Source organism: Saccharothrix sp. 6-C (assembly GCF_016695385.1).
In the GTDB taxonomy this organism is placed as follows: domain Bacteria; phylum Actinomycetota; class Actinomycetes; order Mycobacteriales; family Pseudonocardiaceae; genus Actinosynnema; species Actinosynnema texasense.
The window spans coordinates 550,360-577,347 of record NZ_CP064192.1; the positions used below are offsets into that span (position 1 = coordinate 550,360).

A 26,988-nucleotide genomic window follows, 5' to 3' on the forward strand; every position below is an offset into this window, starting at 1 on the left:
TCGGGAGGGGATCGGAGCCGACGACGCGTCTTCTACACCCGGCCGGGAGAAATGTCGGCCGCTGCGCAGCGGGCCGCCCGCAGCAGCAGGAACCGCTGCTCGGGGACGTTGCCGGCCAGCCGCGCGGCCTGCCGGAACGCCTCGCCCGCGGCGGTGGGGTCACCGGCGCGTTCGAGCAGGTGCGCCCGCACGGCGAGCAGCCGGTGGTGGCCGGCCAGGACCCCCCGCTCCAGCTCCGCGACGACGTCCAGGGCGGCCCGGGGGCCGCGCACCTCGCCCAGCGCGACGGCCCGGTTCAGCGCGGTGACCGAGCTGGGTGCGAGGCGTTGCAGCACGTCGTAGAGGGCGAGGACCTGCGGCCAGTCGGTGTCCTCCGCCGTGGCCGCCTCGCTGTGCACGGCGGCGATGGCCGCCTGCACCTGGTACGGGCCGGCGGGGTGGGCGGCCAGGCTGCGGGTCACCAGGTCCGTGCCCTCGGCGATGGCCGCGCGGTCCCACCGCGACCGGTCCTGCTCGGCCAGCGGGACCAGCACGCCGTCCGGGTCGGCGCGGGCCGCGCCGCGGGCCTCGGTCAGCAGCATCAACGCCAGCAGCCCGGCCGTCTCGCCGGAGTCGGGCAGCCGCTCGTGCAGCTCCCGGGTCAGCCGCATCGCCTGCTCGGTCAGGTCGGGCCGGCGCAGCCGGGGACCGGCGCTGGCGCTGTAGCCCTCGTTGAACAGCAGGTAGAGCACGTGCCGCACGACCGCCAAGGCCCGTTCGCGGTCGGCGGGCGGCTCGAACCGCGCGCCCGCCTCCAGCAGCCGCTGCTTGGCGCGGGAGATCCGCTGGCCCATCGTCTTGTCCGGCACCAGGAACGCGGCGGCGATCTCGGCGGTGCTCAGCCCGGCCACGGCCCGCAGGGTCAGCGCCATCTGGGACGGCGCGGTCAGCGCGGGGTGGCAGCACAGGAACAGCAGCTCCAGCAGGTCGTCGCGGGCCGGCTCGGCGTCCGGCGGCGGCGCGAGCAGCGCGTCGCGCGGCACGGCGTCGAACAGCGCCTGCTCCCGGCGTTCCCGCGCGGCGTCGGAGCGCACCAGGTCCACGTAGCGGCGGGCGGCGACCGTGGTGAGCCAGCCGAAGGGGTGTTCGGGGACGCCGTCGCGCGACCACGCGTCGGCGGCGTCGATCAACGCCTCCTGCACGGCGTCCTCGCACCGCGCGAAGTCGCCGTGCCGGCGCACGAGGACGCCGAGCACCGGGGGCGTCAACGCGCGCAGGACGTGCTCGACGGTCAAAGGTCGTCGCCGCCCTGCCGCATCAGGGGCCACACCTCGAGCCCGCCGCCCAGGCCGCGGCTGTAGCGCAGGGCCGGGTAGGACCGCGCGATCTCCAGGGCCCGCTGCTCGCTGTCGACGTCGACCACGAAGTAGGAGCCGACGTACTCCTTGGCCTCCAGGTACGGGCCGTCGGTGACGACGGGCGCGTCGTCGACCACGCGCACCGACCGCGGGCGCTCCACCAGGCCCTGGGAGTCGACCAGCTCGCCGGACGCCCGCAGGTCCGCGTTGAACGCGTCCACCTCGGCGACCAGCTCGCCGAACTCCTCCGCGTCCACGCTGTTCCACACCTGCTCGTTGCCGTAGATCAGCATCAGGTACTTCACCGCGTTGCCTCCCACCACCGTCGACTTCGGACGGTGGGGATTGTGCCGGCACCGCCCCGCTTTCGAAACTTTTGCGAAAACGTGTCGCCCTCCGGCGTGATCTGGTGGGGATCACCGGAGGTCCTTTGTGAATCGTTGCAGCTCAGGGCTTCGTTGTGTTTCGGGGGATTTCCGATAATGTCGGAGCCGTGAGCGCGTTGAAGATCCTCGAACGCACGTGCCTCGTGCGCCGGGCGCGGAGCGACCGGCCGCGCCCTCCCGCGCCGCTGGTGGAGCTGGTGTTCCCCGCCCTGAACAGCGCGTGGGCCATGGAGGTGATGCGGGGCGTCGTCGACTCCGGGTTGGACGTCGTGCTGTCCTCGGCGGCCGGTCGTGGCACGTCGTGGGCGACGGACCTGGTCGCGGCCCGCCGAGCCGGCGTGCTGATGGTGACCTGCCCGATCAGCGCGGCCGAGGAACGGGTGCTGGCGCACGCCGGGGTGCCGCTGGTGCACATCGACCCGGTCGACGCGGCCGCGCCGGACCTGCTGAGCGTCGCCGCCACCAACCGGGCGGGCGGCGTCACGGCGGTGAAGCACCTGCTGTCGCTCGGGCACCGGCGGATCGGTGTCGTCGGCGGTCCGCGTGACGTGCTGTGCAGCCGCGCCCGCGTGGACGGCTACCGCTTCGTCCTCGGCCGTGCCGGCATCGCGCCCGACACCGCCTTGGTGCGGCACGCCGACTTCACCCGCGAGGGCGGCCGGCGGGAGGCCGCCGAACTGCTCCGCCTGCCCGACCGCCCGACCGCGATCTTCGCGGCCAACGACGAGCAGGCCCTCGGCGTGGTCGAGGCCGCCCGCGCCGCGGGCCTGTCGGTGCCCGCCGACCTGAGCGTGGTCGGCTTCGACGACCTGCCCGCCGCCCGCCGCTGCGCCCCGGCCCTGACCACCGTCCGCCAACCGCTGGCCGCGATGGGCGGGCAGGCGGGCCGGATGCTGGCCGACCTGATCGCCGGCCGCGCGCCGGCGACCGACCGGGTCGAGCTGGCCACCGACCTGATCGTCCGCGACTCGACCGCCCCGCCAACCCCCTGGTGACGGGGCGTCGTCACGTCAGCCCGTGGTCGTCACCGCGGTCGGCGCGGCCGTCGTGACCGCGGTCGTCGTCGGCGCGGTCGTCAGCGCGGGTGACTGGGTGACGGTCGACGGCGGCGGGGTGGTGGAGGTGGTCGTGGTGGGCACGGTCGGCATCACGACGGTGAAGGGGACGCCCGACTCCTCGCGGCAGCCCCGCTCGTCGTGCACCACCCTCGGGCGGGGGTAGCGGTTGTCGTCGCGGTCCTCGCCCTGGCAGCCGTACCACGGCGCGTTGAGCGGGCGGCCCTGCTCGTCGTAGAGGTGGACGTCGGTGAGCGGCTTGCCGTCCTTGTCGAAGACGTAGATGTTGTCGTGGCTCTGCGGCGTCGGGTGGTACGAGACCGGCGCGCTGTTGACCGGGTAGCTGTCGAACCGGGTGGCCAGCGTGCCGACGACCAGCAGCAGGACGCCCAGGGCGAACCCGGTCGCGGGCAGGCTGATCCACAGCCACCGGCGGTCGGTCCGCGCCTTCGGGCCGGCCACCAGCGACAGCGCCGCCACCGCCAGGGCGACCACGAACGTGCCGTCCGGCCGGTACACCAGCACGCCGCCCGCGCCGATGAGCACCGCGCGGACGATCCACCACACCGGCTGGAAGACCCGCAGCGACACGAGAGCCTTGCGCAGCTCGGACTTCCCGGGCTTCTCGGCCCGCGCCAGCGCGTCCTTGGCGGCGGCCACCTCCGGCAGCTTCGCGATCTCCGCCACCAGGCCCTCCTGCCGGAACACCAGCAGGGTGGCCGCCGCCGCGCAGAGGGCGACGAGGACGGTCAGCTCCGCGACCTCGCCGCGCGAGACGGCGAAGGCGAACGCGGTGACCGCGGCGGCCAGGAGGACCCACAACGCGAACCGGGCCATGATCACCGGCCGGTTCCCGGCGCCCGGCGCGGGGGGCGAGGTGGGGGAGGGGTACCCCGCCGCGACCCGCAGCTCCTCGGCGTACGCGCGCGGGGTGCCGAGCCGGTCGACCAGGGCGGCCGACGAGAACTCCTCGCCCATCTCCTCGGCGACCTCGACCACGTGCGCGCCCGCGTCGTCCATGATCTCGGCGACCTCGGCGGCGGGCAGGTCGGACAGCGCGTCGCGCATGGCGTCCAGGTAGTGCTTGACCTCGGTGTTCGTCTGCGTGCTCATGCACCCTCCCCCAACAGGTCGTCCAACGTCCGGGCGAACGACTTCCAGGTCTTGCCGGATTCGAGCAGCCGTTCCCGGCCCGGCTCGTTGAGGCTGTAGTACTTGCGGTGCGGGCCCTCTTCGCTGGGCACGACGTACGACGTGAGCAGTCCGGCGTTGTAGAGCCGGCGCAGGGTGCCGTAGACCGACGCGTCGCCGACGCCGTCCAGACCGCCTTGGCGGAGCCGGCGGAGCACGTCGTAGCCGTACCCGTCCTCCTTGCGCAGCACGGCAAGGACGGCGAGGTCCAGCACCCCCTTGAGCAGCTGGCTGGTGTCCATGCGCTTCTCCCCGGTGGTGTGCCATGAATGGTACTACGGTATGCGCAGTACCGTGCACGAGGGGGTAGTGCGGAGCTGCGGGAGACCGTCCGTGCCCCGCACGGGCGGGGACGCCGACTTCACCTGCGAGCGCGTCGAGGACCGGGGCGGGCGGATCGCGGCGTGCGGCTGCGAACCCGTGCCCGTGGGCGAGCTCGCCGGGCCCTTCACCGCGGAGGACCCCGACGAGCGGTGCGAGTGCGGGTGGGCCCGCTCAGGACCTGAGCACGGCCGTGCCGCCCGCCGGGACGGTCAGCTCCGACTCGCAACGCCGTCCGGTGAGCAGTTCGGTGCCGGACGCGGCCAGCCGCACCTCGGCGTCGGTGTGGTTGAGCACGAACAGGTAGTCGGCGTCGGCGCCGCGGCGGCGCACCACCTCCACGTCGCGCGGCAGGTCGTCGCGCGCCTCGACGCCGGCGGCGGGGAAGACCTCGCGCAGCACCGCGTCCAGCGCCGCGCCGCGCAGCCGGGTCGAGACGTACCAGGCGACGCCGTCGCCGAGGCGGTGCCGCGTCACCGCCGGGCCTCCCGCCGCCGGCCCGTCCACATAGGAGTGCACGGTCTCCGCGCCGGTCGGCCGGACGTGCTCGGCCCACACGTCGCCGCGCAGCCCGCCGTCCAGCGAGACCTCCTCGCCGGCGCGCAGCGGCAGGAACTCCTCGACCTCCAGGCCGAGCACGTCGCGCAACGCGCCCGGGTGGGCGCCGGGGTGCACGGTGTCGTTGGCGTCGACGATGCCGGAGAAGTAGGAGACGACGAGCGTGCCGCCACCGGCCACGTAGTCGTGCAGCACCTCGGCCGCCGCCGTCGACGTGAGGTAGAGCGACGGCACCACCACGAGCCGGTAGCCGGTCAGGTCGGCCTCCGGCGCGACGAAGTCGACCGTCAGCCGGGCGTCCCACAGCTGCTCGTAGAACGCGCCGACCCGTTCCCGGTAGGACAGGTCAACCGACGGCCGCCAGTCCAGCTCCAGCGCCCACCACGACTCCCAGTCCCACAGCACGGCCACGTCGGCGCGCACCAGGCTGCCGCGCACCTCGTGCAACGCGCCCAGGTCGTGGCCCAGCCGCACGACCTCCTGCCACAGCCTGCTGCGCGTGCCGGCGTGGGGCAGCATCGCGGAGTGGAACTTCTCCGCGCCGAAGCGGGAAGCCCGCCACTGGAAGAACATCACCGCGTCCGCGCCGCGCGCCACGTGCGCCAGGCTGTTGCGGCGCATCTCGCCGGGCCGCTTGGCGATGTTGCGCGGCTGCCAGTTCACCGCGCCGGTGGAGTGCTCCATGAGCATCCACGGCTGCCCGCCCGCCACCGCGCGGGTCAGGTCCGCCGACATGGCCAGGTCGATGTGGTTGCGCCTCGCCTCGGCGGTCAGGTAGTGGTCGTTGGCCACCACGTCGACCTCGCGCGCCCACCGCCAGTAGTCGATCGACTTGCAGTTGGTGGTCATGAAGTTCGTGGTCACGGGCACGGTCGAGTGCTCGCGCAGGATGTCGCGCTCGGCGGTGTAGCAGGCCAGCAGCTCGTCGGAGCAGAACCGGGCGAAGTCCAGCTCGTGCGCCGGGTTGCCGGTGGTGCCGGACACCCGCGGCGGCTCGACCTCGGCCCACTCGCCGTAGCGCTGGCCCCAGAAGCTGGTGCCCCAGGCGTCGTTGAGCGCGTCGAGGTCGCCGTGCCGGGCGCGCAGCCAGCGCCGGAACGCGGTGGCCGACTCCGGGCAGTAGCACGCGCCGACCGGCGCGCCGTACTCGTTGTGCACGTGCCACAGCGCCACGGCCGGGTGGTCGCCGTAGCGCGCGCCGAGCTGCCGGGTGATGGCCGCGGCGGCCTGGCGGTAGGCGGGCGCGCTCGGGCAGAACGTCGCCCGCGACCCGCGCTCCAGCTCGACCCCGTCCCGGGTGACCGGCCGGATCGCCGGGTGCGCGCGGTAGAGCCAGGCGGGCGGCACGACGGTCGGCGTGGCCAGGTTGACCGCGATGCCCGCGCCGTGCAGCAGGTCGAGCAGCCGGTCCAGCCAGCCGAAGTCGAACTCGCCGGGTCGCGGCTCCAGCGCCGCCCACGCGTGGATCGCGACGCTGACCAGGTTGACGCCGGCCTGCCGCATCAGCGCGACGTCCTCGGCCCACACCTCCTCCGGCCACTGCTCGGGGTTGTAGTCCCCGCCGTAGACGAGCCCGTCCACGCCCACCGGCAGCCGCGGCGCGGGCTGGTCCGGCACGGGTCGGCCGTCGGCCTGACGAGGCACCACGAACGTCATGAACACTCCAGCGGCTGTGAACGTGCACGGTCTGATTGCAGATTACGGTGCAGATAAGACAGGGTGTCAAGTAGTTGACACGGCTGACCTCCGGACAACTACTGTGCACGTTCACAGCGCGGTTCTCGCTGGCAGCGGCGTCAGCGACGCGGAACCCCCGGAGACCTCATGCGACTCGACATCGCGAAGAAGGCCCTGGCACTCGGACTCGGCCTCACCCTGCTCGCGGGCTGCGGCGGCGGCGCCGAGGAGGCTGCCGACGGCCCGGTCGAACTCTCCTTCTGGGCGTGGGCGCCCGACATCGACAAGGTGGTCGACAAGTGGAACGCCGCCCACCCCGAGACCAAGGTCGTGTTCAGCAAGCAGGCCCAGGGCGACGACCTGGTGACCAAGCTCCTGACCAGCGCGAAGGGCGGCAACCCGCCGGACCTCGCGCAGGTGGAGTTCCAGGCGCTGCCGACCCTGGTCAGCAACGACGTGCTGGCCGACATCTCCGAAGGCGCGGCGTCGGCCCGGGACGAGTTCGCGCCGGGCATCTGGGACCAGGTCACGCTGGGCGGCAGCGGCGTCTACGCCGTGCCGCAGGACTCCGGCCCGATGATGTTCTACTACCGCGCCGACCTGTTCGAGCAGTACGGCCTGAAGGTGCCGACCACCTGGGACGAGTACGCGCGGACCGCCCGTGACCTGCGGGCCGCGGCACCGGACAAGTTCCTCGGCACGTTCTCGGCCAACGACCCGGGCTGGTTCGCGGGCCTCGCGCAGCAGGCGGGCGCCTCGTGGTGGGCGGTCGACGGCGACGCGTGGAAGGTGTCCGTGGACGACGCCGCGACCAGGAAGGTCGCCCAGTACTGGCAGGGCCTCGTCGCCGAGGGCGCGATCGACAAGTCCCCGATGTACACCCCGGAGTGGAACAAGGCGCTCAACGACGGCACGCAGGTCGGCTGGCTGAGCGCGGTGTGGGCGCCGGGCGTGCTCAAGGGCAACGCGGAGAGCACCCAGGGCAAGTGGGCGATGGCCCCGATGCCGCAGTGGGACGCCGCCGAACCGCGCACGGGCAACTGGGGCGGCTCCACCACGGCGGTGACGGCGGGCTCGAAGAAGCAGAAGGCGGCGACGGAGTTCGCGCTCTGGCTCAACACCGACCCGGCCGCCGTCGAGGCGCTGGTGACGGTGTGCGGCATCTACCCGGCGGCGACGTCGGCGCAGGAGGCGCTGGCCAAGCCGCCCGCGTTCTTCCCGAACCAGCCGGACTTCTACGCACGGGCCGCGAAGATCGCCGCCACGTCGTCCGGCTTCACGTGGGGGCCGAACGTCAACGTCACCTACACCGCGTACAAGAACGCGATGGGCGAGGCCGTCAGCGGCGGCGCGGACCTGGTGCCCGCGCTGGCGAAGATGCAGACCGCGACCGTGGACGACATGAAGGCCAACGGCTTCACGGTCGGCGGCTGAGCCCGTGGCGTCCACGCGTGCGCCCGGGCGGGGTGGTGCGGCGCCGAAGCTGGCGCCGTACGCCTTCGTGGCCCCGGCGGTGGTGCTGTTCCTGCTGGTGTTCGCGCTGCCGATCGCCTACACGGTGTACCTGAGCCTGTTCCGCACCGAGGTCAAGGGGCTGGGGCTGGGCAGGGGCAGCCGGTCCGAGGTGTTCGTCGGCCTGGACAACTACGCGCGCGCGCTCACCGACTCCGAGCTCGGCGCGGGTGCGTTGCGGGTGTTCGGCTACGGCGCGATCCTGGTGCCCGCGATGCTGGGCCTGGCCCTGGTGTTCGCGCTGCTGCTCGACGAGGACCGGGTGCGGGCGCGCGGGTTCAGCCGGATCGCGATCTTCCTGCCGTACGCGATCCCGGGCGTCATCGCGTCGCTGCTGTGGGGCTTCCTGTACCTGCCGGGCACCAGCCCGGTCAACCAGCTGCTGCGCGAGCTGTCGCTGCCCGGGGTGGACCTGCTCTCGCCGACCGGGATCTACTTCGCGCTGGCCAACATCGCGGTGTGGGGCGGCGTCGGCTACAACATGGTCGTCCTCTACACGGCGCTGCGCGCGATCCCGCGCGACCTGTACGAGGCGGCCCGGATCGACGGCTGCACGCCCTGGCAGGTCGCGGTGCGGGTCAAGATCCCGCTGCTGGCGCCCGCGCTGGTGCTGACGTCGTTGTTCTCGGTCATCGCGACGCTCCAGGTGTTCGCCGAGCCGACCACCCTGGCGCCGCTGACCAACTCGCTCTCGCTCACCTGGACGCCGTTGATGAAGGTCTACCAGGACGCGTTCGGCCGCGGTGACCTCTACTCGGCCGCCGCGACGTCGGTGCTGATCGCCCTGGTGATGTTCGTGATCTCGTTCGGGCTGCTGCGGGTGACGCGGTCGCGGGCGTTCGGGGGTGAGCGGTGAGGGCGCGCCTCGGCGGGCTGCCGACGTTCGTGCTGCTGCTGGGCGCGGCGTACTGCCTGTTCCCGGTGGCGTGGGTGGTGGTCGCCGCGACGAAGAGCACGGGCGAGCTGTTCGCCACGACCACGCTGTCGGTCGGGTCGTCACTGGCCGCGAACCTCGGCGAGCTGCACGGCTACCGCGACGGCGTGTTCTGGCAGTGGATGGCGAACTCGGCGCTGTACGCGGGCGTGGGCGCGCTGCTGTCGGCGGCGCTGTCCGGCGTCACGGGGTACGCGCTGGCCAAGTACTCGTTCCGGGGCCGGGGGTTGATCTTCAACGCGTTGATCGCGGGCGTGCTGGTGCCGGCCGTGGTGCTGGCCATCCCGCAGTACCTGCTGATGTCGAAGATCGGCCTGACCGACACCTACCTGTCGGTGCTGCTGCCGAGCGTGGTCAGCCCGTACGGCATCTATCTGGCCCGCGTCTACGCCGCCGCGGCCGTGCCCGAGGACGTGGTCGAGGCGGCCCGCACGGACGGGGCGGGCGAAGCCCGGATCCTGGGCTCCATCGCGTTGCCGATGATGGTCCCGGGCCTGGTCACGGTGTTCCTGTTCCAGTTCGTGTCGATCTGGAACAACTTCATGCTGCCCTACATCATGCTCGGCGACGACGGGAAGTTCCCGGTCACGCTGGGGCTCTACACGATGCTCAAGCAGGGCAACACCACGCCCGCGCTCTACACCCTGGTCGTCACCGGGTCGTTGGTGTCGGTGCTGCCCTTGATCGCGCTGTTCCTCACGTTGCAGCGATACTGGCGCATCGACTTGCTCTCCGGAGCGGTGAAAGCATGAGGGAGTCATGAGCGTCGAGCGCAGCAAGGCGGCGCGGAACCGGCCGACCATCCACGACGTGGCCGCCGCCGCGGGGGTGTCGCGCGGCACGGTGTCGCGCGCGCTCAACGGCGGCCGCAACGTCAGCCCGGCCGCGTTGGAGGCCGTGCTGAAGGCCGTGCGGACCACCGGGTACGTCGCCAACCCGGCCGCCCGGAGCCTCGTCACGCAGCGTGCGCACTCGGTGGCCTTCGTGCTCACCGAACCGCAGCAGCGGCTGTTCGAGGACCCCAACTTCAGCATCCTGCTCCAGGGCTGCACGCAGGAGCTGGCCGAACTCGACGTGCCGGTGCTGCTCATGACCGCCAGCACGGAGGTCGAGCGCAAGCGGACGAGCCGGTTCATCGCCGCCGGTCACGTGGACGGCGTGCTGCTGGTGTCCTCGCACACCGGCAACCCGCTGCTGGAGGAGCTGCGCGACTCGGGCATCCCGGTCGTGGCGTGCGGCAAGCCGATCGGCCACGAGGGCCAGGTCGCCTACGCCGCCGCCGACGACCGCTCGGGCGCGCGGCAGATGGTCGAGCACCTCCGGTCGCGCGGGCGTCGGCGCATCGCCACCATCACCGGCCCGCCGGACACCCCCGGCGGTGTCGAACGCCTCGCCGGCTACCGGGACGTGCTCGGCCCCGACGCCTCCCCGGACCTCATCGCGCACGGCGACTACAGCCGTGCGGGCGGCGAGGCGGCGATGGCCTCGCTGCTGGCACGGGCCCCTGACCTGGACGCGGTCTTCGTCGCCTCCGACCTGATGGCGGCCGGTGCGCTCAACGTGCTGCACGACTCCGGCCGGCGCGTGCCGGAGGACGTTGCCGTGGGCGGTTTCGACGACTCCAGCATCGCCACCTCCACCCGGCCCGCGCTGACCACCGTGCGGCAGCCGTTCCAGCGCATCACCCGCGAGATGGTCCGCCTGCTGCTGGAGCAGATCCAGGGCGAACCACCGGCCGCCTCCATCCTGCCGACCGAGCTGGTCGTGCGCGCCTCGACCTGAGGTCGGCGCCGCCGCAGCTCCTAGCGGAGCGACTCCAGCGCGCCGCGGCGGGCGGTGACGTCCGCCGGGTCGTCACCGAAGACCAGCAGCTGGAGGGTGCTGAGCACCACCGGGTTGTCGGTGCGGGTGGTGTCGTGGCCGGAGGTGATGAGCACGCCGCCCGCGTTCAGCGACGGTCGGACGTGGGCGAGCAGCTCGGCCAGCGGCGCGGCCGCGGTGAGCTTGACCGACTCGGCGTACCCGTCGAGGGCGTCGGGCCGCACCGACTGCAGGGCGAGCAGCGGGATCGAGCCGCTGGTGATCCGGAAGTTCAGGTCGAGCATGACGAGCTGCCCGTCGAGCGTCTCGGCGCAGTCCAGGCTGCACAGGCCGCGGTAGCCGAGGTCCGCGGCGCGTTGGGTGATCGCCACGCACTCCGCGAGCAGGTCGGCCGGCGGCGGGCTGACCAGCCCGAACAGGCCGCCGACGTAGACGCCGGTGTCGTCGACGCGCTGTTCGGTGACGGCGAGCAGGCGGGCGACGGCGTCCGGGCCGACGTAGAGCTGCACGCCCCAGTTGCGCGCCAGGTACAGGTACTCCTCGACCACGAACTCGCCCAGCAGGTCGGTGAACGCCGGGAACTCGACCCGTTCGCCCGCCTCGTGCAGGTAGACGTCGAGGCTGCCGCCGTGCGCGTCGTCCGTGGCGGCCTTGAGGACCCAGGACTCCGCCGCCGGCGCGGCCCCGGCCAGCTCCGCACGGGTGACGACGCTGCGGCGGGCGTGGAAGCGCGGTGCGACGATCGTGCCGATGGTGGCCTTGTTGTTCAGGTGACCGACGAGGTGGGCGGTCTTGACCACGCGGTCGTCGGGGCACAGCGCGGTGGGGTGCGGGTACTCCATCGAGATCAGCAGGCCGTCGGCCATCGCCTCGGTGACGCGGGCGGCGAACCCGGCTTCGTCGCGGAAGTCGCGCAGGTCGTCGCCGACGGGCAGACCGCCGTCGCGCAGCTGCGCCAGCAGCTCCGGGTCCGTGCCACCCGCGCTGCACAGCACCGGCGTGTCACCCGCGACCGCGATCGGGCGGGCGGAGAGCGCGTCGACGGTGTTGCGGTGCCGGTTCGCGGCGGTCGCAGCCGGCCGTGCGCAGACCGCGACGCCCGGGCCGTACACGTCGGTGAGCGCGCGAGGGGCGCCGACGGCCGGCGGCAGCGGTGTGGAGATGCTGATGACGTGCTCCCGTTGGGGTGAGTCGGGACGGCCACGCACGCCACACGGGTGGTGTGGACGTCATGCCGTAAGGCGGAGCGAGAGCGGTGAAGACGTGCCGTGCGCGCGAGGCGCGTCCACTGCCGGTCCCGTCGGTGCTCGGGCGCCGGATGCGTGAACCGTGGGCGGGCAACCCGGACACGGGCTGCGTCCACCCAGCTTCTCACACCGACCCCCACCTCACCCAAACGCGCGAGAGCCCAACCCCCACGCCGCGAGAGTCCAACCCCCACGGCGCGAGAGTCCAACCCCCACGGCGCGAGAGTCCAACGTCCAGAGCACCTGAATTCAACGCTCAGCCGACGGGCCGCCGGTCGTGAGCGTTGAACTCGGGGTGCGTGAACGTTGGACTCTCGCGCCGTGAACGTTGGACTCTCGGGTTAGTGGGGGGTGAAGGTCAGGCAGAGGCGGAGGGGGTGTTCGCCCCACGTGTTCATCGCGTACATGGCCAGCAGGCCGCCCGCCTCGATCGACTCACCCGTCGCCGGCGCGTTGAGCGAGGACTGGCCGAGCCACATCGGGGTCTCGGCGGGCGGCGTGGGCGCGGTCTGGGCGATCGCGACCGGCCGGCCCTCGTGCTCCTGGACGGCCAGCAGCACGTACGGCTCGGCCAGCTCCGCCGTGTTCCGGCCCGGCTCCACGGTGACGTACTCGCCCCGCTCCGCCGCCGCCGCGCTCACCCGGCCGATCCACCGGAACGCCTCCAGCAGCGTGTCCGTGGTCAACGCCTCGTGCGCCTCCAGCGCGGTCACCCTGGTCAGCCCGGCCGCGGCGCCGGCGATCCCGCCGTCCTCGGCGCGGTACCGGTCGAGCAGCGTGATCGTGGCCGACGCCTCGTCCAGCGCGACCAGGTCGCGGAACCGCCGGTCGGTCAACGGCGTGCGCGCGAGCACGCCGAGGGCCAGCTTCTCCAGCACCGCGTCCGGTGAGGTCATCCGCCAGAACGTGCACTCGTCGCCGATCCACAGGGGCAGGTAGCCGCCGATCGGCAGCCCCGGCACGACCGTCGTCACCGTCGACCCGACCTCGGGTCCCGCGGCCACCGCGCCGGGCTGGAACGGCGCGAGCGCGGCGAACCGGGGATCGACCCGCGCGGTGCGGATGACGTGGTGCGCCCACGCCCGCACGCGCGTCAACGGGTGGTCGGCGAACTGCGGGTCGTAGCGGGGGTCGTCGCCCTTGTGGAACGGCAGCCGCCCTTCCACCTCGGGCGCGTACGGGTGCGGCATCACCCACCCGTCGAACCCGAGCTGCGCCACGAGCACCGCCTCGCGCGTCCCGGTCGTCCCCCGCTCCGCCGCCTGGATCTTGAGCACGGCGCTGCTCTCGGCCTTGGGCACGGTGAACGAGCCGATGAACACCTGGCCGGAGGGCTGGTCCGGCAGCGGCACCTTCACCACCTGGAGCAACGCGGGCACGTCACCCAGTCGCACGTGATGCGCCTCGATCAGGCAGCCGACGTCACCGGTGGTCACGGCCAGGTCGTGCCGCAGCTTCGGCATCTCGTCCAACGACGCGGGCAGGTCCGGCACCAGGTCGAAGTACGTGAGGCTGACCTGGTCGCCGTTCGCGGGGTTCACCCAAGTGGTCTGGTCGTGCTGCTGGAAACCGGTCGTGTCGAATGCGATAGGCACCCGTTGACCCTATTGGGTGACACCGATGCTCACTGGTTGAGATACGCCAGCACGGCCCGGACGCGCCGGTGGGTGTTGTCCGCGGGCGGCAGGTCCAGCTTGGTCAGGATGTTGCTGATGTGCTTCTCCACCGACGGCGGCGCGAGCACGAGCTCGGCGCAGATGGCCGAGTTGGACAGTCCCTGCGCGACGAGCGCCAGCACTTCCCGCTCCCGCGCGGTCAGGGCGGCGACGCGCTGGTCGCGGGTGTTGCGGGCGAACAGCTGGCGGATCACCTCCGGGTCCATCGCGGTGCCGCCGGCGGCCACCCGCTCCAGCGCGTCGAGGAACTCGTCCAACGCCGTCACGCGATCCTTGAGCAGGTAGCCGATCGCGCCGTTGCCGTCGGCGAGCAGCTCCGTCGCGTACGTGCGCTCGACGTACTGCGACAGGATCAGGATCGGCGCCTTCGGGTCCCGCTCGCGCACCGACAGCGCGGCGCGCAGCCCTTCGTCCCGGAAACCGGGCGGCAACCGCACGTCCACGATGGACAGGTCCGGCCGGTGCTCCAGCACGGCCCGCTCCAGGTCCGGCGCGTTGTCCACGGCCGCGACCACGGTGTGCCCGGTGTCGGTCAGCATCCGCACCAGGCCGTCGCGCAGCAGCAGCAGGTCTTCGGCGATCACGATGCGCATGGGAACTCCGCGAGGACGGTGGTGGGCCCACCGGGTGGACTGGTGACCTCCATCGTGCCGTCCAGCGCCTCCACCCGGCGCCGCAGCCCGTCCAACCCGGAGCCGGAGGGGTCCGCGCCGCCTCGCCCGTCGTCCCGTACCGCCAACGTCAGCACCCCGTCCGTCCTGCGCAGCGTGATCACGCACTCGTCCGCGCCCGCGTGCTTCACCGCGTTCGCCAACGCCTCCGCGACCACGAAGTACGCCGCCGACTCGACCGCCGCCGGCAGGTCGCCCAGCTCCGGCGCGTCCACCACGACCGACGACGGCGCGTCACCCGCCAGCGCGGTCAACGCCGACACCAGCCCCCGGTCGGTCAGGATCGGCGGGTAGATCCCGCGCACCAACCGCCGCAGCTCGGCGAGCGCCTCGTCCAGCTGCCGCCGGGCGCTCACCACGTCCGCCCGCACCGGGTCCTCCGCCGACCCCGACGCGCGCAGCTTCCGGTCCGCCAACGCCAGCGTCATGCCCGCCGCCACGATCCGCGCCTGCGCGCCGTCGTGCAGGTCCCGTTCGATCCGCCGCAGCTCGGCGGCCTGCGCGTCCACCACCCGCAGCCGGGTCGCCCGCAGTGCGCTGACCTGCTGCCGCAACCGAGCCCGCGGCCCGGCCTCCAGCAGCCGCGCCGCCACGGACGCCTGCACCCGTGACAGCGCCGCGACCAGCCACCACACCGGCCACGCCGCCGCCAGCCCCGCCGCGGCCAGCGTGAACCGCCCGCCGACGGTGTTGAACAGCCAGTCCGCCACCGGGTACAGGCGGGGGTTCGGCACGGCCCACAGCCACAGCGGCGCGAGCACCGTGCCCAGCCAGACCAGCCCGGCGACCACCCCGGCGACCCCGGTCACCAGCCCCACCGGGAACCCCGCCAGCAGCCACGCCAGGTCACGCCACGTGCCGGGCTCGCGGATCACCGCACGGCCGCGCGTCCACGGGTTCCGGCCGGTCAGCGGCCCGTACGGGTCGCCGATCGGCCTCCGCAACACCCACCCGGCCCGCCACCGCTCCACCCGCGCGATCCGCCGGCTCACCCACGTCACCACCAGGAACACCGGCGGCCCCAGGTAGGTGAACGACAGCAGCCCGGTGGCCAGGGTGGTCACCACCGCCCAGACGAACGAGGCGGGCCCGATGACCAGCCCGGCCAGCAGGTGCGCCAGTCCTCTGGCCGCTCGCGGGAACACCCGGTCAACCTAGCCGGGGCAGGGCGCGCAGCCGGACCACCACCCGGGCGGGCGCCGCACCGGCCACCAGGCCGAGCAAGCCGACGCCCGCGACCATCCCGAAGTAGCGCACCGGGTCCGCGAACAGCCGCCACTGCCCGTCCTGCGCCACGCTGAACGCCCCGACCACCACGCCGCTGATGGCGCAGCCGAGCACCAACGCGACCACCACCGTGATCAACGCCTCCCAGTCGAGCAGCCGGTGCAGCTGCCGTGACGTGGCGCCGGCCAACCGCAGCTCCCCGAACTCCCTCCGCCTCGCCCCGGTGGCGACCGCGAACGTGTTGACCACCGCGATCGCGGTGAACCCCAGCGACACCGCCACCATCAACTCCCACGCCGCCTGCTGGTTCTGCACCTCGACGACACCCCCGGACCCGGCCGGGAACCCGCTCAGGTCCGGCTCGCCACGCAGGTAGACCGCGCCCACCAGCCCCCGCGGGTCGTGCGCCGCCACGAGCCCCGCGTCCAGCACCAGATCGCCGAACCCGCGCCAGTTCGAGTACACCGCCACCACCGGCAACGCCACCCGCGTCCCGTCGGCGAGCCAGAACGAGGGCCGGTCGCCGACCGCCCACCCGCGCCTCTCGGCCAACGGCTCGCTGACCGCCACCGATCCCTCCAGAACCCCGAGCTCTCCGTCCACGACGCCCAAGTCCAACGCGGACTCACCGGCCAGCCTCAACCCCTGCGCCGGGTAGTCCTCCGGCTTGCCGCCCTCGTCGACGACCACCCTCGTGCCGACCGTCAGCGCGGACCCCGTCACCGACGGCAACGCGGCCATCTTCTCCGCGGTCACCAACGGCAACCCCGACGCGTTCGCGACCTTCACCGTCGCCGGCGCCGTGCGCGCCGCCTCCTGCTCCGCCGTCACCGCGCCCAGGATGTCGCCGTTGACCAACATCGTCGCGTTGATGGCGAACATCAACGTCAGCGGAATCGCCACCCCCACCACCCGCCGGCTCTCGACCCGCGTCATCGCACCGGCGACCCGACCGGCGACACCCGCCGGCCCCACCACGCGGGACACCACCGCCGTCACCGCCCCGACGACCAGCGGCCCCACCGCCGCCAGCGCGCACAGCAGCAACGCGCACGACACGAAACCCATCCCCATGCCCAACGCCCCACCCAACGGCACCAGGACCAACACCGCCACCGCACCCGCCGCCAGCACGACCGCCGCCACCACCCTCGGCGCCCGGCTGCCGCCACCGGCCGTCACCGTCTCGCGCAACGCCTGCGTCGGCGAGATCCGCACGGCCCGCCTCGCCGCCACCGACGTCGCGCCCAACGTGACCGCCAACCCGACCACCGCCGCCGCGACCAGCACCAACGCGCTGACCGACACGGTGAACTGCGCCGGGACCGCCCCCAGCTCGCGGAACCGGCCGGCCACCAGGTGCGCCACGGCCACGCCGACCGGCAGCGCCGGCACCGTCGCGACCACCGTGACCAGCGCGACCTCCGTCCCCAGCAACCGCCGCAGCTGGCGCGGCGTCGCACCGGCCGTCCGCAACAGCGCCAACTCCCGCAACCGCTGCCGCACCGCCAGCGACACCGTCCCGGTCAGCACGAACACCGCCGCGAACCCCGTGATGCCGAGCACGAACCCGAAGATCGAGACACCCCCGATGTAGTCGGGCACCGCCCCCGGCAGGTCACCGTTCACCTTGTCCGCCCCGGTGAACACCCCGACCCCGAGCCCTTCCAGCGCGGCGGCGACCTCCGTGACCTCCGCGCCCTCCGCCACCCGCACCGCGACCGCTGTCGGCCCGCTCAACCCCGACCACGCGACGACCTGCCGGTCCGCCACGAACACCGCCGCCTGCCCCGGCACACCTCCGCTGACCACCCCCGCCACCCGCACCTCACGGGCACCGGTCTTCGTCGTCAGCCCCACCACCTGCCCGACCGCCAACCCCAGCTCCGACCCGACCGCCACCTCGCCGTCCGCGGGTTCGACCCCGTCCCGCAACGCGTACGGCGTCAACCCCGCCGAACCCCACCCGTGCCCCACCACCGCCGCGCGCTCCGGCGCCCGCACCGCGACACCCGCGACGTCCAGCGCCACCGGGAACGCCACATCCGCCACCACCTCGCCGACCCCGGGAGTCGCGGCCACCCGCCCCACCAGCTCGCCGGGCAGCACCCCCGCCCCCGTCAACCGCTCGGTCTTGGTCTTCACCTTGACCTTGTCGCCCTTGTCCACCGACGTCGTGAGCTCGACCGCCCGTTCCGCCGCCACCACCACGTCCGCCCCGGCGAACCGGTCCCCACCCGGCCCCGCCGTCAACACCGAGTACAGCAACGAGCCGCTGCCCGAGATCAACGCGACCGCCAGGAACGCCGTCAGGAAGGTCCCGGCGAAGGAACCGACCCGCCGCCGCACACTCGCCACCGCCAGCTTCACCATCATCGGGTCAGCTCCGTCATCCGTGCCGCCACCAGCTCCGCCGTCGGCGACACCAGCTCGCCGGCCAGCCCGCCGTCCGCCAGGAACACCACCCGATCCGCCCACGCCGCCGCCGCCGGATCGTGCGTCACCATCACCACCGTCGCCGCGGACGAGTCCACGAACCCCCGCAGCAACCCCAGGACCTCCCGCCCGGTGGACAGGTCCAGCGCACCCGTCGGCTCGTCACCGAAGATCACCTCCGGTCGCCCCGCCAACGCCCGCGCCAACGCCACCCGCTGCTGCTGCCCACCGGACAACTCCCCGGGCCGGGCCCTCTCCCTCCCGCCGAGCCCGACCCGCTGCAAGACCTCGCGCGCCCACGCCTTGTCCGGCCGCGTCCCCGCGAACCTCTGCGGCAGCAACACGTTGTCCCACACCGTCAACGCGTCCACCAGGTTGAACGACTGGAACACGAACCCGACGTGCCGCCGGCGCACCGCCGTCAGCTTGGGCTCCCGCAACGCGCCGACCTCCTGCCCGGCCAGCACGACCCGCCCACCGTCCGGCAAGTCCAACCCGGCCGCGCAGTGCAACAACGTCGACTTACCGGACCCGGACGGCCCCATCACCGCCGTGAACGACCCCCGACCGAACCCGACCGACACCCGGTCCAACGCCCGCACCCGCCCGGCGTACACCTTCGTCACCTCGGTCAACGACACGACATCCGGCACCAATCCCATGCCGACAACCATCGCGCCGACAACCCCGGAAACCCACCGTGCGACCCCGGATCACGGGGGTATGGCCACCCCTACCACCTTCCCCACACCCCTCCCTTTCCCATGGAAGGGCTTCGTGTCATCCCGCCGACCTGGCTCCGCCCTACCGCGCGTGTCAAGGGGGCTTGTCCAGCACTACCCGCGGCATTCACCGATGCCGCCCCCTTGATACGTGTGGTAGCCCGTAGGGAGGTCGGTGGGATGACACGAACCCCGACCCACAACGGACCCGGCGCATCACCACGAACCCGGTCATCCTGCTGATCTGCCCGTCCGGCGAGGACTCTTTTATCTATTTCATCTATTCACCTTTCCTCCCCTGACCCCTCACCTCACCTCCCCAACCCGTGCTCATACGCGTAGATCACCGCATGCACCCGCGTCCGAAGCCCCAACTTCGTAAGGATCCGGGCCACGTGCGTCTTCACCGTCCCCTCCTCGATCGTGAGCTCCGCCGCGATCTCCGCGTTGCTCAACCCCCGCACCACCTGCGCCAGCACCTCCTGCTCGCGGGGTGTGAGCCGGCCGACGTCCTGCGGCGCGGCCCGCGGCGAGAGCTGGGCGAACCGGGCGATCAGCCGTCCCGTCACCTTCGGGTCGATCAACCCGCGCCCTTCGTGCAGCCCGCGGACCGCGTCCAAGAGCATCGCCGGGTCGCTGTCCTTCAACAGGAACCCGCCCGCGCCCGCCGCCAGCGCGCCGAACAGGTACTCGTCCAGGTCGAACGTCGTCAACGCCAGCACCTTCGACCGGACCTCCGCCGCGCTCAACCGGGCGATCGCCGCGATCCCGTCGCGTGCGGCATCCGCAGGTCCATGACGACCACGTCCGGCCTCCGGGTCAACGCCAGGTGGACCGCCTCGGTCCCGCTGCCCGCCTCACCGACCACCTCGATGTCCGGCTCGCCGTCCAGCACCATCCGCAACGCTTCCCGCACCGCCCGCTGGTCGTCCGCCACGAGCACCCGGATCGGCACTAGCCCACCCTCCCCGTCGGCAACTCCGCGCGCACCGACCACCCCGCCCCACCGGGCCCGACCACCAACGTCCCCCCGACCGACCGCACCCTTTCCCTCATCCCCCGAATCCCCTGCCCTTCCAAACCAGGCCGCCCGGCTCCTCCCACCCCGTCATCCGCCACCGTCACCACCAGCAGCCCTTGATCCCGCCGCACCCGCACCTCGACCCGACCCGCCGTCGAGTGCCTGACCACATTCGTCAACGCCTCCTGCACCACCCGGTACGCCGTGTGGTCGACGGCAGGCGGCACCGGCGCCGCCGCCCCGGACCAGCTCACCGTGATCCGCCGATCCGGTCCGGAGAGCCTCTCCGCCAACTGCTCCACCTCGCCCAGCCCCACCCCCACCGGCACGTCCCGCAACGTGCTCAACATCTCCCTGACCTCCTCCAACGCCGACGACGACAGTTCGGCGATCGTCCCCAACGCCCGATCGGCGACCGGCGGCGCGCCGTCCAGCACCCGCCGCGCCGCCGTCGCCTGCATCCGGATCGCCGTCAGGTGGTGGCCCACGCTGTCGTGCACGTCCCGCGCCAGCCGGGCCCGGTCCTCCGCCAGCACCCGGTCGGCTTCCGCCACCAGGCGATCCGCCTCCGCCCGCTGCACCCGCAACGTCTGGTCCGCCCGTTCCCGGTGCAGTCGCAACGCGTACCCGGTCGCCACCGGCGCCACGCCCATCACCACCAGGTCCGTGACCGTGAAGACCCGCACCGGGCTGCCCGCGATCACCGCGCTGACCAGCACCCAGCACCCAGCACCCGCACACCGCCAGCACCAACCCCGGCGCGCGCTCGCGGTGGTAGACGGCCGCGCAGAACGTGCCCATCGTGACCAGCATCCCCGGCCACGCCGGCAGGAACCCGAGCCCGCCCAACCCCACCACCGCCGACAGCACCGCTCCCGTCAACGGCAGCACGCGCCGCAACAACAACGGCATCGCCACGCAGAGGCTGGACCCGACCAACACCGCCATCCCCGGCGGCGGCTGCCCCTTCCCCTCCCACAACGTCAGCAGCACCAGCACCGCCGCCACCGCCGGCACGAGCAGCCCTTCCCGCACCCACCTCACTCCCGCCGCCCCCTCACGCCGCCCCCTCACGCCCACCGTCCTAGGCGGCTCCGCAGACCGCACCCTCACCCGGCAGCTCACCGGTCAACAAGTACCTGTGCACGTGTTCCCGGACGCACGGATGACCGCTCAGGTACAGCGCATGCCCACCCTTCACCGGCAGGTACCGCGCGTTGCCCCACTGCGCCGTCACCCTGCGCGCGTCCTGCGGCGGCGTCGTGCCGTCGTACTCACCGCCGGCCACCAACACGGGCCCGGCCCCCGGCCCCAACTCCCGCAACCTCTCCGGCGGGTACGTACCCTTCCCCGGCAACCCCGCGCAGTGGTACGCCATCGGCCACGCCGCCACCCACCCGATGTGCGGTGTGACCTGCCGCAACCGCGCCTCGAACGACTTCACGACCCGGTAGTCGGACGGGTACGGGAAGTCAGCGCAGAACATGATCCGGGACAGGTCGGGGTCACGCCCGCCGACCGGCTGCTCGGCGAAGCGCGTGGCGTCGCCCGCGTGGGCCTCCGCGATGGCCCGCGCCAAGTCCGGCCACTCCTGCTCGAACCCCGGGTTGGTCCGCGACGCGATCCGGGAGGCGTTCACCGTCGTGCTCCCCGCCGGGATCGGCTCGCGCGCCGCCCGCTCCAGCACCTCGTCCCACACCTCCACCACGTCACGCCCGTGCAGCGCGCAGTCGACCTGCTCGCCGCACCACTGCGCGAACCGCTCCAGGTTGCGCTCCACCGTCCGGGCGCGCGGCAGCAGCCAGTCGACCCAGGACCGGGTCGTGTGGTCCAGCACGCTGTCCAGGTACATCCGCCCGACCCGCCCCGGGAAGTGCCGCGCGTAGGCCTGGGCGAACACCGTGCCGTAGGAGTTGCCGTAGTAGTCGAGCCGGTCCTGTCCCAGGGCCGCCCGGATCGCGTCCATGTCGTAGGCGACCTGACGCGAGTCGAGGTGACCGGCCAACGGCCCGGCGGCCACCCGTCCGCAGTCGACGCCGAACCGGTGGTTCGCCGTCCGGTACCGCTCGTACTCGGCCTGGCCCGGCGACGCCCACTCCAGGTTCTCCGGCAGCGGCGCCGGGTACGGGCACGTGATCCCGGCGCTCGCCTCGAACCCGCGCGGGTCGGAGACCACGACGTCGAACCACCGGGTCAGGTCGCTGAACGCGCTCTTCGCGACGCGCAACACCGAGATCTGCTGCGCCGGCCCGCCCAGGTTGACCAGCAGCACGCCCTTCTTGGCGGCCTGGTCCCGCGCGGGCAGCCGCGCGACGGCCAGCCGCACCCGTCCACCGCGCGGCTTGCCCCAGTCCGCGGGCACCGCCACTTCGCCGCACTGCAACCCGTCCCCGCAGTCCGCCCACTCCAGCGGGCGTCCCTCGGCCTGCGACGCACCCGGCGCCACGTTGAGCGCGGTGAGCAGGCAGATCGCCCCCACCACACCCCTGATCGCTTTCTTCATGCGCCCAGCGTCCCGGGCCGCCCCCACCCCCCACGTCCGCCTTTCGACAGATCTTCCCCGACCTCTTACCTCCCTTGCCCGCCTACCTCGTCGCCGTGGGGTACTCGTAGCTCGCCGCCGGCTGGTCGACCTGCGGCAGGTCGTGGCCGAGCCGGTCGCGCTTCGCGGTCAGGTAGCCGATGTTGTGCGGGTTCGGCCGCATCAGGTGCGGCACGCGGGCCACGACCTCGATGCCGTCGGCCTCCAGCGCCTCGATCTTGTCCGGGTTGTTCGACATCAACCGGACCGACGTGACGCGCAGGTGCTTGAGCACGCGCGCGGCCGGTGAGTAGTCCCGGACGTCGACCGGCAGGCCGAGCGACGTCGCGGAGTCGAGTGTGTCCAGTCCCTGTTCGTCCTGGAGCACGTGCGTGCGCACCTTCGCCACCAGGCCGATGCCCCGCCCCTCGTGGCCGCGCAGGTAGACCAGGATGCCGCTGCCCTCCGCCACGATCCGGTCCAGCGCCGCGTCGAGCTGGTCGCCGCACTCGCAGCGCATCGCGCCGAAGAGGTCACCGGTCATGCACTCCGAGTGCACGCGCACCAGCACGTTCTCGCGCAACGCGGTCTTGCCGTAGACGAGCGCCATGTGCTCGTGGCCGTCGGCCCGGAACGCGATCGCGCGGAACGTGCCGCGTCTCGTGACCAGGTCCGACTCCGCCACGTCCTCGTCGTTGAAGGTTTCCTCGCGCATCCGGCTCCCTCGTCACACGACCCCGACACCGGCGAGAGTTCACTACGCTCGACCGGTACTTGCACCGTAGCTCGCTCATCCGGCGGAGGTCACCCTGTTCAGCATCACCGTTCGCGATCACGTGATGGTCGCCCACAGCTTCCGCGGCGAGGTCTTCGGCCCGGCCCAACGCCTGCACGGGGCCACGTTCGTGGTGGACGCGAAGTTCAAGCGGGCCGAGCTCGACGCCGACAACATCGTGGTCGACATCGGACTCGCCACCGAGCGGCTGCGCGCCGTCCTCGGCGAGCTCAACTACCGCAACCTCGACGACGTGCCGGAGTTCGCCGGGGTGAACACGTCGACCGAGTTCCTGGCCAAGCACATCGCGGACGAGCTGGCGGAGGCCGTGCACGCGGGTTCGCTCGGCGAGGGCGCGCGCGGGCTCTCCGGGATCGAGGTCTCGCTGCACGAGTCGCACGTGGCCTGGGCGAGCTACGAACGCCCGTTGTGACGGTCCACTTCGTCCTGCCCGGCGGGGTGGACGACCCGGCGTCGCCCAGCGGCGGCAACGCCTACGACCGGCGGGTGCTCGACGGGCTCGCGGCGGCACGCGAGATCGCGGCACGCGAGATCGCGGTGCCCGGCGCGTGGCCGCGACCCGGGACCGCGGCCCGCTCGGCGTTGGGGCGGGCGCTGGGCGGGATCTCCGACGGCTCGGTCGTCGTGCTCGACGGGCTGGTGGCGTGCGGGGTGCCGGAGGTCGTCGTGCCGCACGCCGGCCGGCTGCGGCTGGTGATCCTGGTGCACCTGCCGCTGGCCGACGAGACTGGCCTGCCACCGGCTCTGGCGGCACGGCTCGACGCCGCCGAGCGGGAGGTCCTGCGCGCCGCCCGCGCCGTCGTGGCGACCAGCCCGTCGGCGGCCCGGCGGCTCGCCTCGCACCACGGGTTGGCGCAGGTCCACGTCGTCGTGCCCGGCACCGATCCCGCGCCGCCCGCCACCGGCACGGACGGCGCGTCCCGCCTCCTGTGCGTCGCCTCCCTCACACCCCGCAAGGGGCACGACGTGCTGGCGCGCGCCTTGGCCTCGGTGGCCGACCTGCCGTGGACCTGCGCGTTCGTCGGACCCGGGCGGTCGCCGGTCCGCGACCTGGTCGACCGGCACGGGCTGGGTTCGCGGATCGAGCTGACCGGGCCCCTCACCGGACCGGCGCTCGCCCACGAGTACGCGACGGCGGACCTGTTCGTGCTGGCGTCGTTGGCCGAGACCTACGGGATGGTGGTGACGGAGGCGTTGGCGCGCGGCGTGCCGGTGGTGGCCAGCGCCGTGCCGGACGCGCTCGGCGCCGGCGGGGTGCTGCTGCCGGCGGGCGACGTGACGGCGTTCGCCGAAGCTCTGCGTCGGTGGTTCACCGACGACGAGTGGCGGCGTGACCTGCGCGCTCGTGCTGCGGCACGCCGCCAGGAGTTGTCCACATGGGACGAAACGGCCGTTGCGCTGGCGGAGGTGCTGGCTACTCTGCGGCCATGAGCACCTTCGCACCGGAATGGCTGTCGCTGCGCGAGAAGGCCGACGCCGAGGCCCGCGCGCTGGACCTGGTCGACCGGCTCTTGAAGATCGATCTGAACCGGACACCCCTCGTGGTGCGTGATCTCGGGTGTGGGACGGGATCGCTGGGACGATGGCTCGCCGGCCGACTGGGTGGCGCGCAGCACTGGGTGCTGCACGACCGCGACCCCCGGCTGCTCAGCATCGCGGCGGCGACGATGAGCGGGGTGACGATCGAGACGCACGAGGGCGACCTCACCGGGCTGACCGGCGCGGACATCGCGGGCACGTCGCTGGTCACCGCGTCCGCGCTGCTGGACCTGCTGACCGCCGAGGAGGTGGACGCGCTGGCCGCGGCGTGCGTCGACGCGGGCTGTCCGGCGCTGTTGACGCTGTCGGTGGCGGGTCGGGTGGAGTTCGACCCGGCCGAGCCGCTGGACGCCGAGTTCGAGGCCGCGTTCAACGGGCACCAGCGGCGGGTGGTCGACGGTCGTCGCCTGCTGGGGCCGGACGCGGTCGCGGTCGCCGTGGAGGCGTTCGAGCGGCGGGGCGCGGAGGTGACCACGAGTCCCAGCCCGTGGCGGCTCGGGCCGGAGCAGGCGGCGCTGGCGGGGGAGTGGCTGCGCGGGTGGGTGGGGGCGGCGGTGGAGCAGGAACCCGGCTTGGCCGCCGAGGCGCCCGGCTACCTGCGGCGCAAGCTCGACAACGGCCGACGCGTGGTGGTGCACCACACGGACCTCTTGGCGGTCATCCCTTGACGCACCACGACGAGCGGCCCGCGACCGGCCGCCACCCCGCCCGCCTTCCTGCCCGTGCCGGTGCCCGTGCCCGCACCACCATCACCCGCGCGTGGCCCTGGCTCCGGCTCCTGGCGGCCGTCGCCCTCCTGGTCGCCCTGGGCCACCGCCTGGGCGCCGACGCCTTCGTGGCCGGTCTGCGCGCGGTCGACGGGTGGGCGGTGGCCGCCGCGGTGGGCATCGGGCTGCTCACCACCGTGGCCGGCGCCTGGCGGTGGTGCCTGATCGCCCGCCGCCTCGGCCTGCCGCTGACCCTCCCCGCCGCGGTCTCCGACTACTACCGCGGTCTGCTCCTCAACGCCGTCCTGCCCGCGGGGGTGCTCGGTGACGTCCACCGGGCGGTGAGCCACGGACGGCAGGCCGGTGACGTGGGGCGCGGCGTCCGAGCCGTCGTGTTCGAGCGCGGCGCCGGGCAGGTCCTGCTGGTCGCCCTCGGCATCGCGGTCCTGTGCGCCGACCCCCTGACGATCCCCGACCCCACCCTCTCGACCGGCCTGACCCTGACCTTCGCCCTCCTCACCGTGACCTTGGCCCTGGCCCTCGCCTGCCTCTCCCCGAAGTTCCGCCGAGCCGCCCGGACCACCTGGGCCGACGCCCGCACCGGCCTGGTGAACCGCGACGTCCTGCCCAAGGTCGCCCTCCTGTCGGCGGTGACCCTGGCCGGCCACGTGGCGCTGTTCCTGGTCGCCGCCAGTGCCGCCGGCGCGCAGGCGCCGACCACCCGGCTCGTCCCGCTGGCCGTGCTCGCCCTGCTGGTCATGGCCGTCCCGCTGAACGTCGGCGGGTTCGGGCCGCGGGAGGTGTTCCTGGCGGTGGCGTTCGGGGCGGCCGGGTTCGGCGCCGCGCAAGGGGTCGCCACCGGTGTCGTCTACGGCGTGCTGGCGCTGATCGGCAGCCTGCCCGGCGTCTTCACCCTCTTCCGGGGACGGATGCGGCGGACGCGGCGGTCAGAACAGCTCCAGGTACGGCCCGAACGCCTCGACCAGCCCCGCGAGCACGTCCCGGCCCTTGTCGGCTGACGCGAGCGACGGCCGCCCGACCACCCCCGACGACGTGTACGGCGCGAGTCCCCGCGTGAGCATGTGCGGCCGGTCGTCGGCCAGGTGGTCGCTGGTCTCGTACCCGGGTCTCACCAGCTCCGGGTGGGCGTGCAGGAGGATCGAGGTCTCCAGCTCGCCCGCGTGCATGTCGCTGCGCGACGACGTCTCGAGCCCGGCGGCGGCCCGTGCCGCGGCCCAGTCGCCGCTGCCGGGGAACAACGCCATCCCCTCCGACTCCTGCACCACGTTCGACAGCACGTAGTTCCCGCCGTGCCCGCTGACCAGCACCAGGTTCGGCACACCCGACCGCCGCAACGAGTCCGCCACGTCCCGCACCACCGCGTACAGCGTCCGCGCCGAGATGCTCACCGTGCCGGGCCACGTGGCGTGCTCGTGCGAGCAGGAGATCGTGATCGGCGGGAGCAGCTGCACGGGGTGCGCGTCGGCGATCGCCCGCGCGACCGCGCAGGCCACGACCGTGTCCGTGGCCAGCGGCAGGTACGGGCCGTGCTGCTCGTGGCTGCCCACGGGCAGCACCGCCACGGTCGCCGCACGCGCACGCACGTCTTCGGTGGTGTCAGACAGGTACATAC

At 73.2% G+C, this 26,988-nt stretch carries 24 protein-coding genes and 1 pseudogene; 9 read left to right on the plus strand and 16 right to left on the minus strand.

The annotated features are described in order from the left end of the window. Nucleotides 1–32: 32 nt before the first annotated feature. Together IOD16_RS02525 and IOD16_RS02530 are read right to left on the minus strand one after the other, a co-directional pair. The gene (locus tag IOD16_RS02525; protein WP_201438730.1) at nt 33–1,274 is read right to left on the minus strand and encodes an RNA polymerase sigma factor; all 1,242 of its coding nucleotides are present in this window, start codon (nt 1,272–1,274) and stop codon (nt 33–35) included. Then, entirely contained in the window at nt 1,271–1,642 is a 372-nt protein-coding gene (locus IOD16_RS02530) for a YciI family protein (RefSeq protein WP_123748091.1), read from the minus strand. Before IOD16_RS02530 ends, IOD16_RS02525 begins: the two co-directional genes overlap by 4 nt. 188 nt (nt 1,643–1,830) lie before the next feature. Between IOD16_RS02530 and IOD16_RS02535 the strand changes: the two genes are divergently transcribed. Beyond that, complete coding sequence (locus tag IOD16_RS02535; protein WP_236594700.1) at nt 1,831–2,718, plus strand: substrate-binding domain-containing protein; 888 nt, start codon at nt 1,831–1,833, stop codon at nt 2,716–2,718. Between the two features lie 15 nt (nt 2,719–2,733). On the opposite strand, the gene IOD16_RS02540 is transcribed toward IOD16_RS02535, so the two are convergent. From IOD16_RS02540 to IOD16_RS02550, 3 genes are all read right to left on the minus strand, one after another. Beyond that, complete coding sequence (locus tag IOD16_RS02540) at nt 2,734–3,891, minus strand: HAAS signaling domain-containing protein (RefSeq protein WP_201438731.1); 1,158 nt, start codon at nt 3,889–3,891, stop codon at nt 2,734–2,736. After that, entirely contained in the window at nt 3,888–4,211 is a 324-nt protein-coding gene (locus IOD16_RS02545) for a PadR family transcriptional regulator (protein ID WP_123743866.1), read from the minus strand. The genes IOD16_RS02540 and IOD16_RS02545 overlap by 4 nt, the downstream gene beginning before the upstream one ends. 253 nt (nt 4,212–4,464) lie before the next feature. Continuing rightward, nucleotides 4,465–6,504 (minus strand): beta-galactosidase, encoded by a 2,040-nt coding sequence (locus IOD16_RS02550; RefSeq protein WP_201438732.1) that lies wholly within the window; start codon nt 6,502–6,504, stop codon nt 4,465–4,467. Nucleotides 6,505–6,672: 168 nt separating this feature from the next. On the opposite strand from IOD16_RS02550, the gene IOD16_RS02555 reads away from it, so the two are divergent. Genes IOD16_RS02555 through IOD16_RS02570 form a run of 4 tightly spaced genes read left to right on the plus strand, consistent with a single transcriptional unit; the run spans nt 6,673 to nt 10,753 of the window. Then, nucleotides 6,673–7,959, plus strand: a complete 1,287-nt coding sequence (locus IOD16_RS02555; RefSeq protein WP_201438733.1) for an ABC transporter substrate-binding protein — start codon at nt 6,673–6,675, stop codon at nt 7,957–7,959. Nucleotides 7,960–7,963: 4 nt separating this feature from the next. Further along, nucleotides 7,964–8,893, plus strand: coding sequence for a carbohydrate ABC transporter permease (locus IOD16_RS02560; RefSeq protein WP_201438734.1), 930 nt, complete (start codon nt 7,964–7,966; stop codon nt 8,891–8,893). Then, nucleotides 8,890–9,723 carry a carbohydrate ABC transporter permease gene (locus IOD16_RS02565; RefSeq protein WP_123743862.1) on the plus strand — a complete coding sequence of 278 codons (834 nt, stop codon included), beginning with the start codon at nt 8,890–8,892 and terminating at the stop codon, nt 9,721–9,723. Before IOD16_RS02560 ends, IOD16_RS02565 begins: the two co-directional genes overlap by 4 nt. A gap of 7 nt (nt 9,724–9,730) precedes the next feature. Beyond that, nucleotides 9,731–10,753 (plus strand): LacI family DNA-binding transcriptional regulator, encoded by a 1,023-nt coding sequence (locus IOD16_RS02570; protein ID WP_123743861.1) that lies wholly within the window; start codon nt 9,731–9,733, stop codon nt 10,751–10,753. 20 nt (nt 10,754–10,773) lie between these two features. Here IOD16_RS02570 and IOD16_RS02575 read toward each other — a convergent pair whose 3' ends face one another. The 10 genes and pseudogenes from IOD16_RS02575 to ribA all read right to left on the minus strand — a co-directional run bounded on the left by IOD16_RS02575 (nt 10,774) and on the right by ribA (nt 23,028). Continuing rightward, complete coding sequence (locus IOD16_RS02575) at nt 10,774–12,000, minus strand: hypothetical protein (RefSeq protein WP_201438735.1); 1,227 nt, start codon at nt 11,998–12,000, stop codon at nt 10,774–10,776. Between the two features lie 380 nt (nt 12,001–12,380). After that, entirely contained in the window at nt 12,381–13,634 is a 1,254-nt protein-coding gene (locus IOD16_RS02580; RefSeq protein WP_201438736.1) for a hypothetical protein, read from the minus strand. A 29-nt stretch (nt 13,635–13,663) separates the two neighbouring features. Next, nucleotides 13,664–14,308, minus strand: a complete 645-nt coding sequence (locus IOD16_RS02585; RefSeq protein WP_123743859.1) for a response regulator transcription factor — start codon at nt 14,306–14,308, stop codon at nt 13,664–13,666. Further along, on the minus strand, nt 14,296–15,531 hold the full coding sequence (locus IOD16_RS02590; protein ID WP_236594701.1) for a sensor histidine kinase: 1,236 nt from the start codon (nt 15,529–15,531) through the stop codon (nt 14,296–14,298). Before IOD16_RS02590 ends, IOD16_RS02585 begins: the two co-directional genes overlap by 13 nt. Nucleotides 15,532–15,535: 4 nt before the next feature. Continuing rightward, the gene (locus IOD16_RS40830) at nt 15,536–17,989 is read right to left on the minus strand and encodes an ABC transporter permease (protein ID WP_268957672.1); all 2,454 of its coding nucleotides are present in this window, start codon (nt 17,987–17,989) and stop codon (nt 15,536–15,538) included. Then, nucleotides 17,986–18,711 carry an ABC transporter ATP-binding protein gene (locus IOD16_RS02600; RefSeq protein ID WP_201438737.1) on the minus strand — a complete coding sequence of 242 codons (726 nt, stop codon included), beginning with the start codon at nt 18,709–18,711 and terminating at the stop codon, nt 17,986–17,988. Before IOD16_RS02600 ends, IOD16_RS40830 begins: the two co-directional genes overlap by 4 nt. 371 nt (nt 18,712–19,082) lie before the next feature. Continuing rightward, a pseudogene (locus IOD16_RS02605) lies at nt 19,083–19,669 on the minus strand (LuxR C-terminal-related transcriptional regulator). 56 nt (nt 19,670–19,725) lie between these two features. Beyond that, nucleotides 19,726–20,511, minus strand: coding sequence for a sensor histidine kinase (locus IOD16_RS02610; RefSeq protein WP_201438738.1), 786 nt, complete (start codon nt 20,509–20,511; stop codon nt 19,726–19,728). 365 nt (nt 20,512–20,876) lie between these two features. Next, nucleotides 20,877–22,295, minus strand: coding sequence for an alpha/beta hydrolase (locus IOD16_RS02615; protein WP_201438739.1), 1,419 nt, complete (start codon nt 22,293–22,295; stop codon nt 20,877–20,879). A gap of 82 nt (nt 22,296–22,377) precedes the next feature. Further along, nucleotides 22,378–23,028: a GTP cyclohydrolase II gene (gene ribA, locus IOD16_RS02620; RefSeq protein WP_123743853.1), complete on the minus strand. Its 651-nt coding sequence runs from the start codon at nt 23,026–23,028 to the stop codon at nt 22,378–22,380. Nucleotides 23,029–23,122: 94 nt separating this feature from the next. On the opposite strand from ribA, the gene IOD16_RS02625 reads away from it, so the two are divergent. The 4 genes from IOD16_RS02625 to IOD16_RS02640 are packed head-to-tail and all read left to right on the plus strand — an operon-like array spanning nt 23,123 to nt 26,374. After that, the gene (locus tag IOD16_RS02625; RefSeq protein ID WP_123743852.1) at nt 23,123–23,521 is read left to right on the plus strand and encodes a 6-pyruvoyl trahydropterin synthase family protein; all 399 of its coding nucleotides are present in this window, start codon (nt 23,123–23,125) and stop codon (nt 23,519–23,521) included. Then, nucleotides 23,518–24,540, plus strand: a complete 1,023-nt coding sequence (locus IOD16_RS02630) for a glycosyltransferase family 4 protein (protein ID WP_201438740.1) — start codon at nt 23,518–23,520, stop codon at nt 24,538–24,540. The genes IOD16_RS02625 and IOD16_RS02630 overlap by 4 nt, the downstream gene beginning before the upstream one ends. Further along, nucleotides 24,537–25,316, plus strand: a complete 780-nt coding sequence (locus tag IOD16_RS02635) for a class I SAM-dependent methyltransferase (RefSeq protein WP_201438741.1) — start codon at nt 24,537–24,539, stop codon at nt 25,314–25,316. The genes IOD16_RS02630 and IOD16_RS02635 overlap by 4 nt, the downstream gene beginning before the upstream one ends. After that, nucleotides 25,313–26,374, plus strand: a complete 1,062-nt coding sequence (locus IOD16_RS02640) for a lysylphosphatidylglycerol synthase transmembrane domain-containing protein (protein ID WP_236594702.1) — start codon at nt 25,313–25,315, stop codon at nt 26,372–26,374. The genes IOD16_RS02635 and IOD16_RS02640 overlap by 4 nt, the downstream gene beginning before the upstream one ends. Here IOD16_RS02640 and IOD16_RS02645 read toward each other — a convergent pair. Next, nucleotides 26,303–26,986, minus strand: a complete 684-nt coding sequence (locus tag IOD16_RS02645) for a creatininase family protein (protein ID WP_201438742.1) — start codon at nt 26,984–26,986, stop codon at nt 26,303–26,305. The genes IOD16_RS02640 and IOD16_RS02645 overlap by 72 nt on opposite strands. Nucleotides 26,987–26,988: the final 2 nt, after the last annotated feature.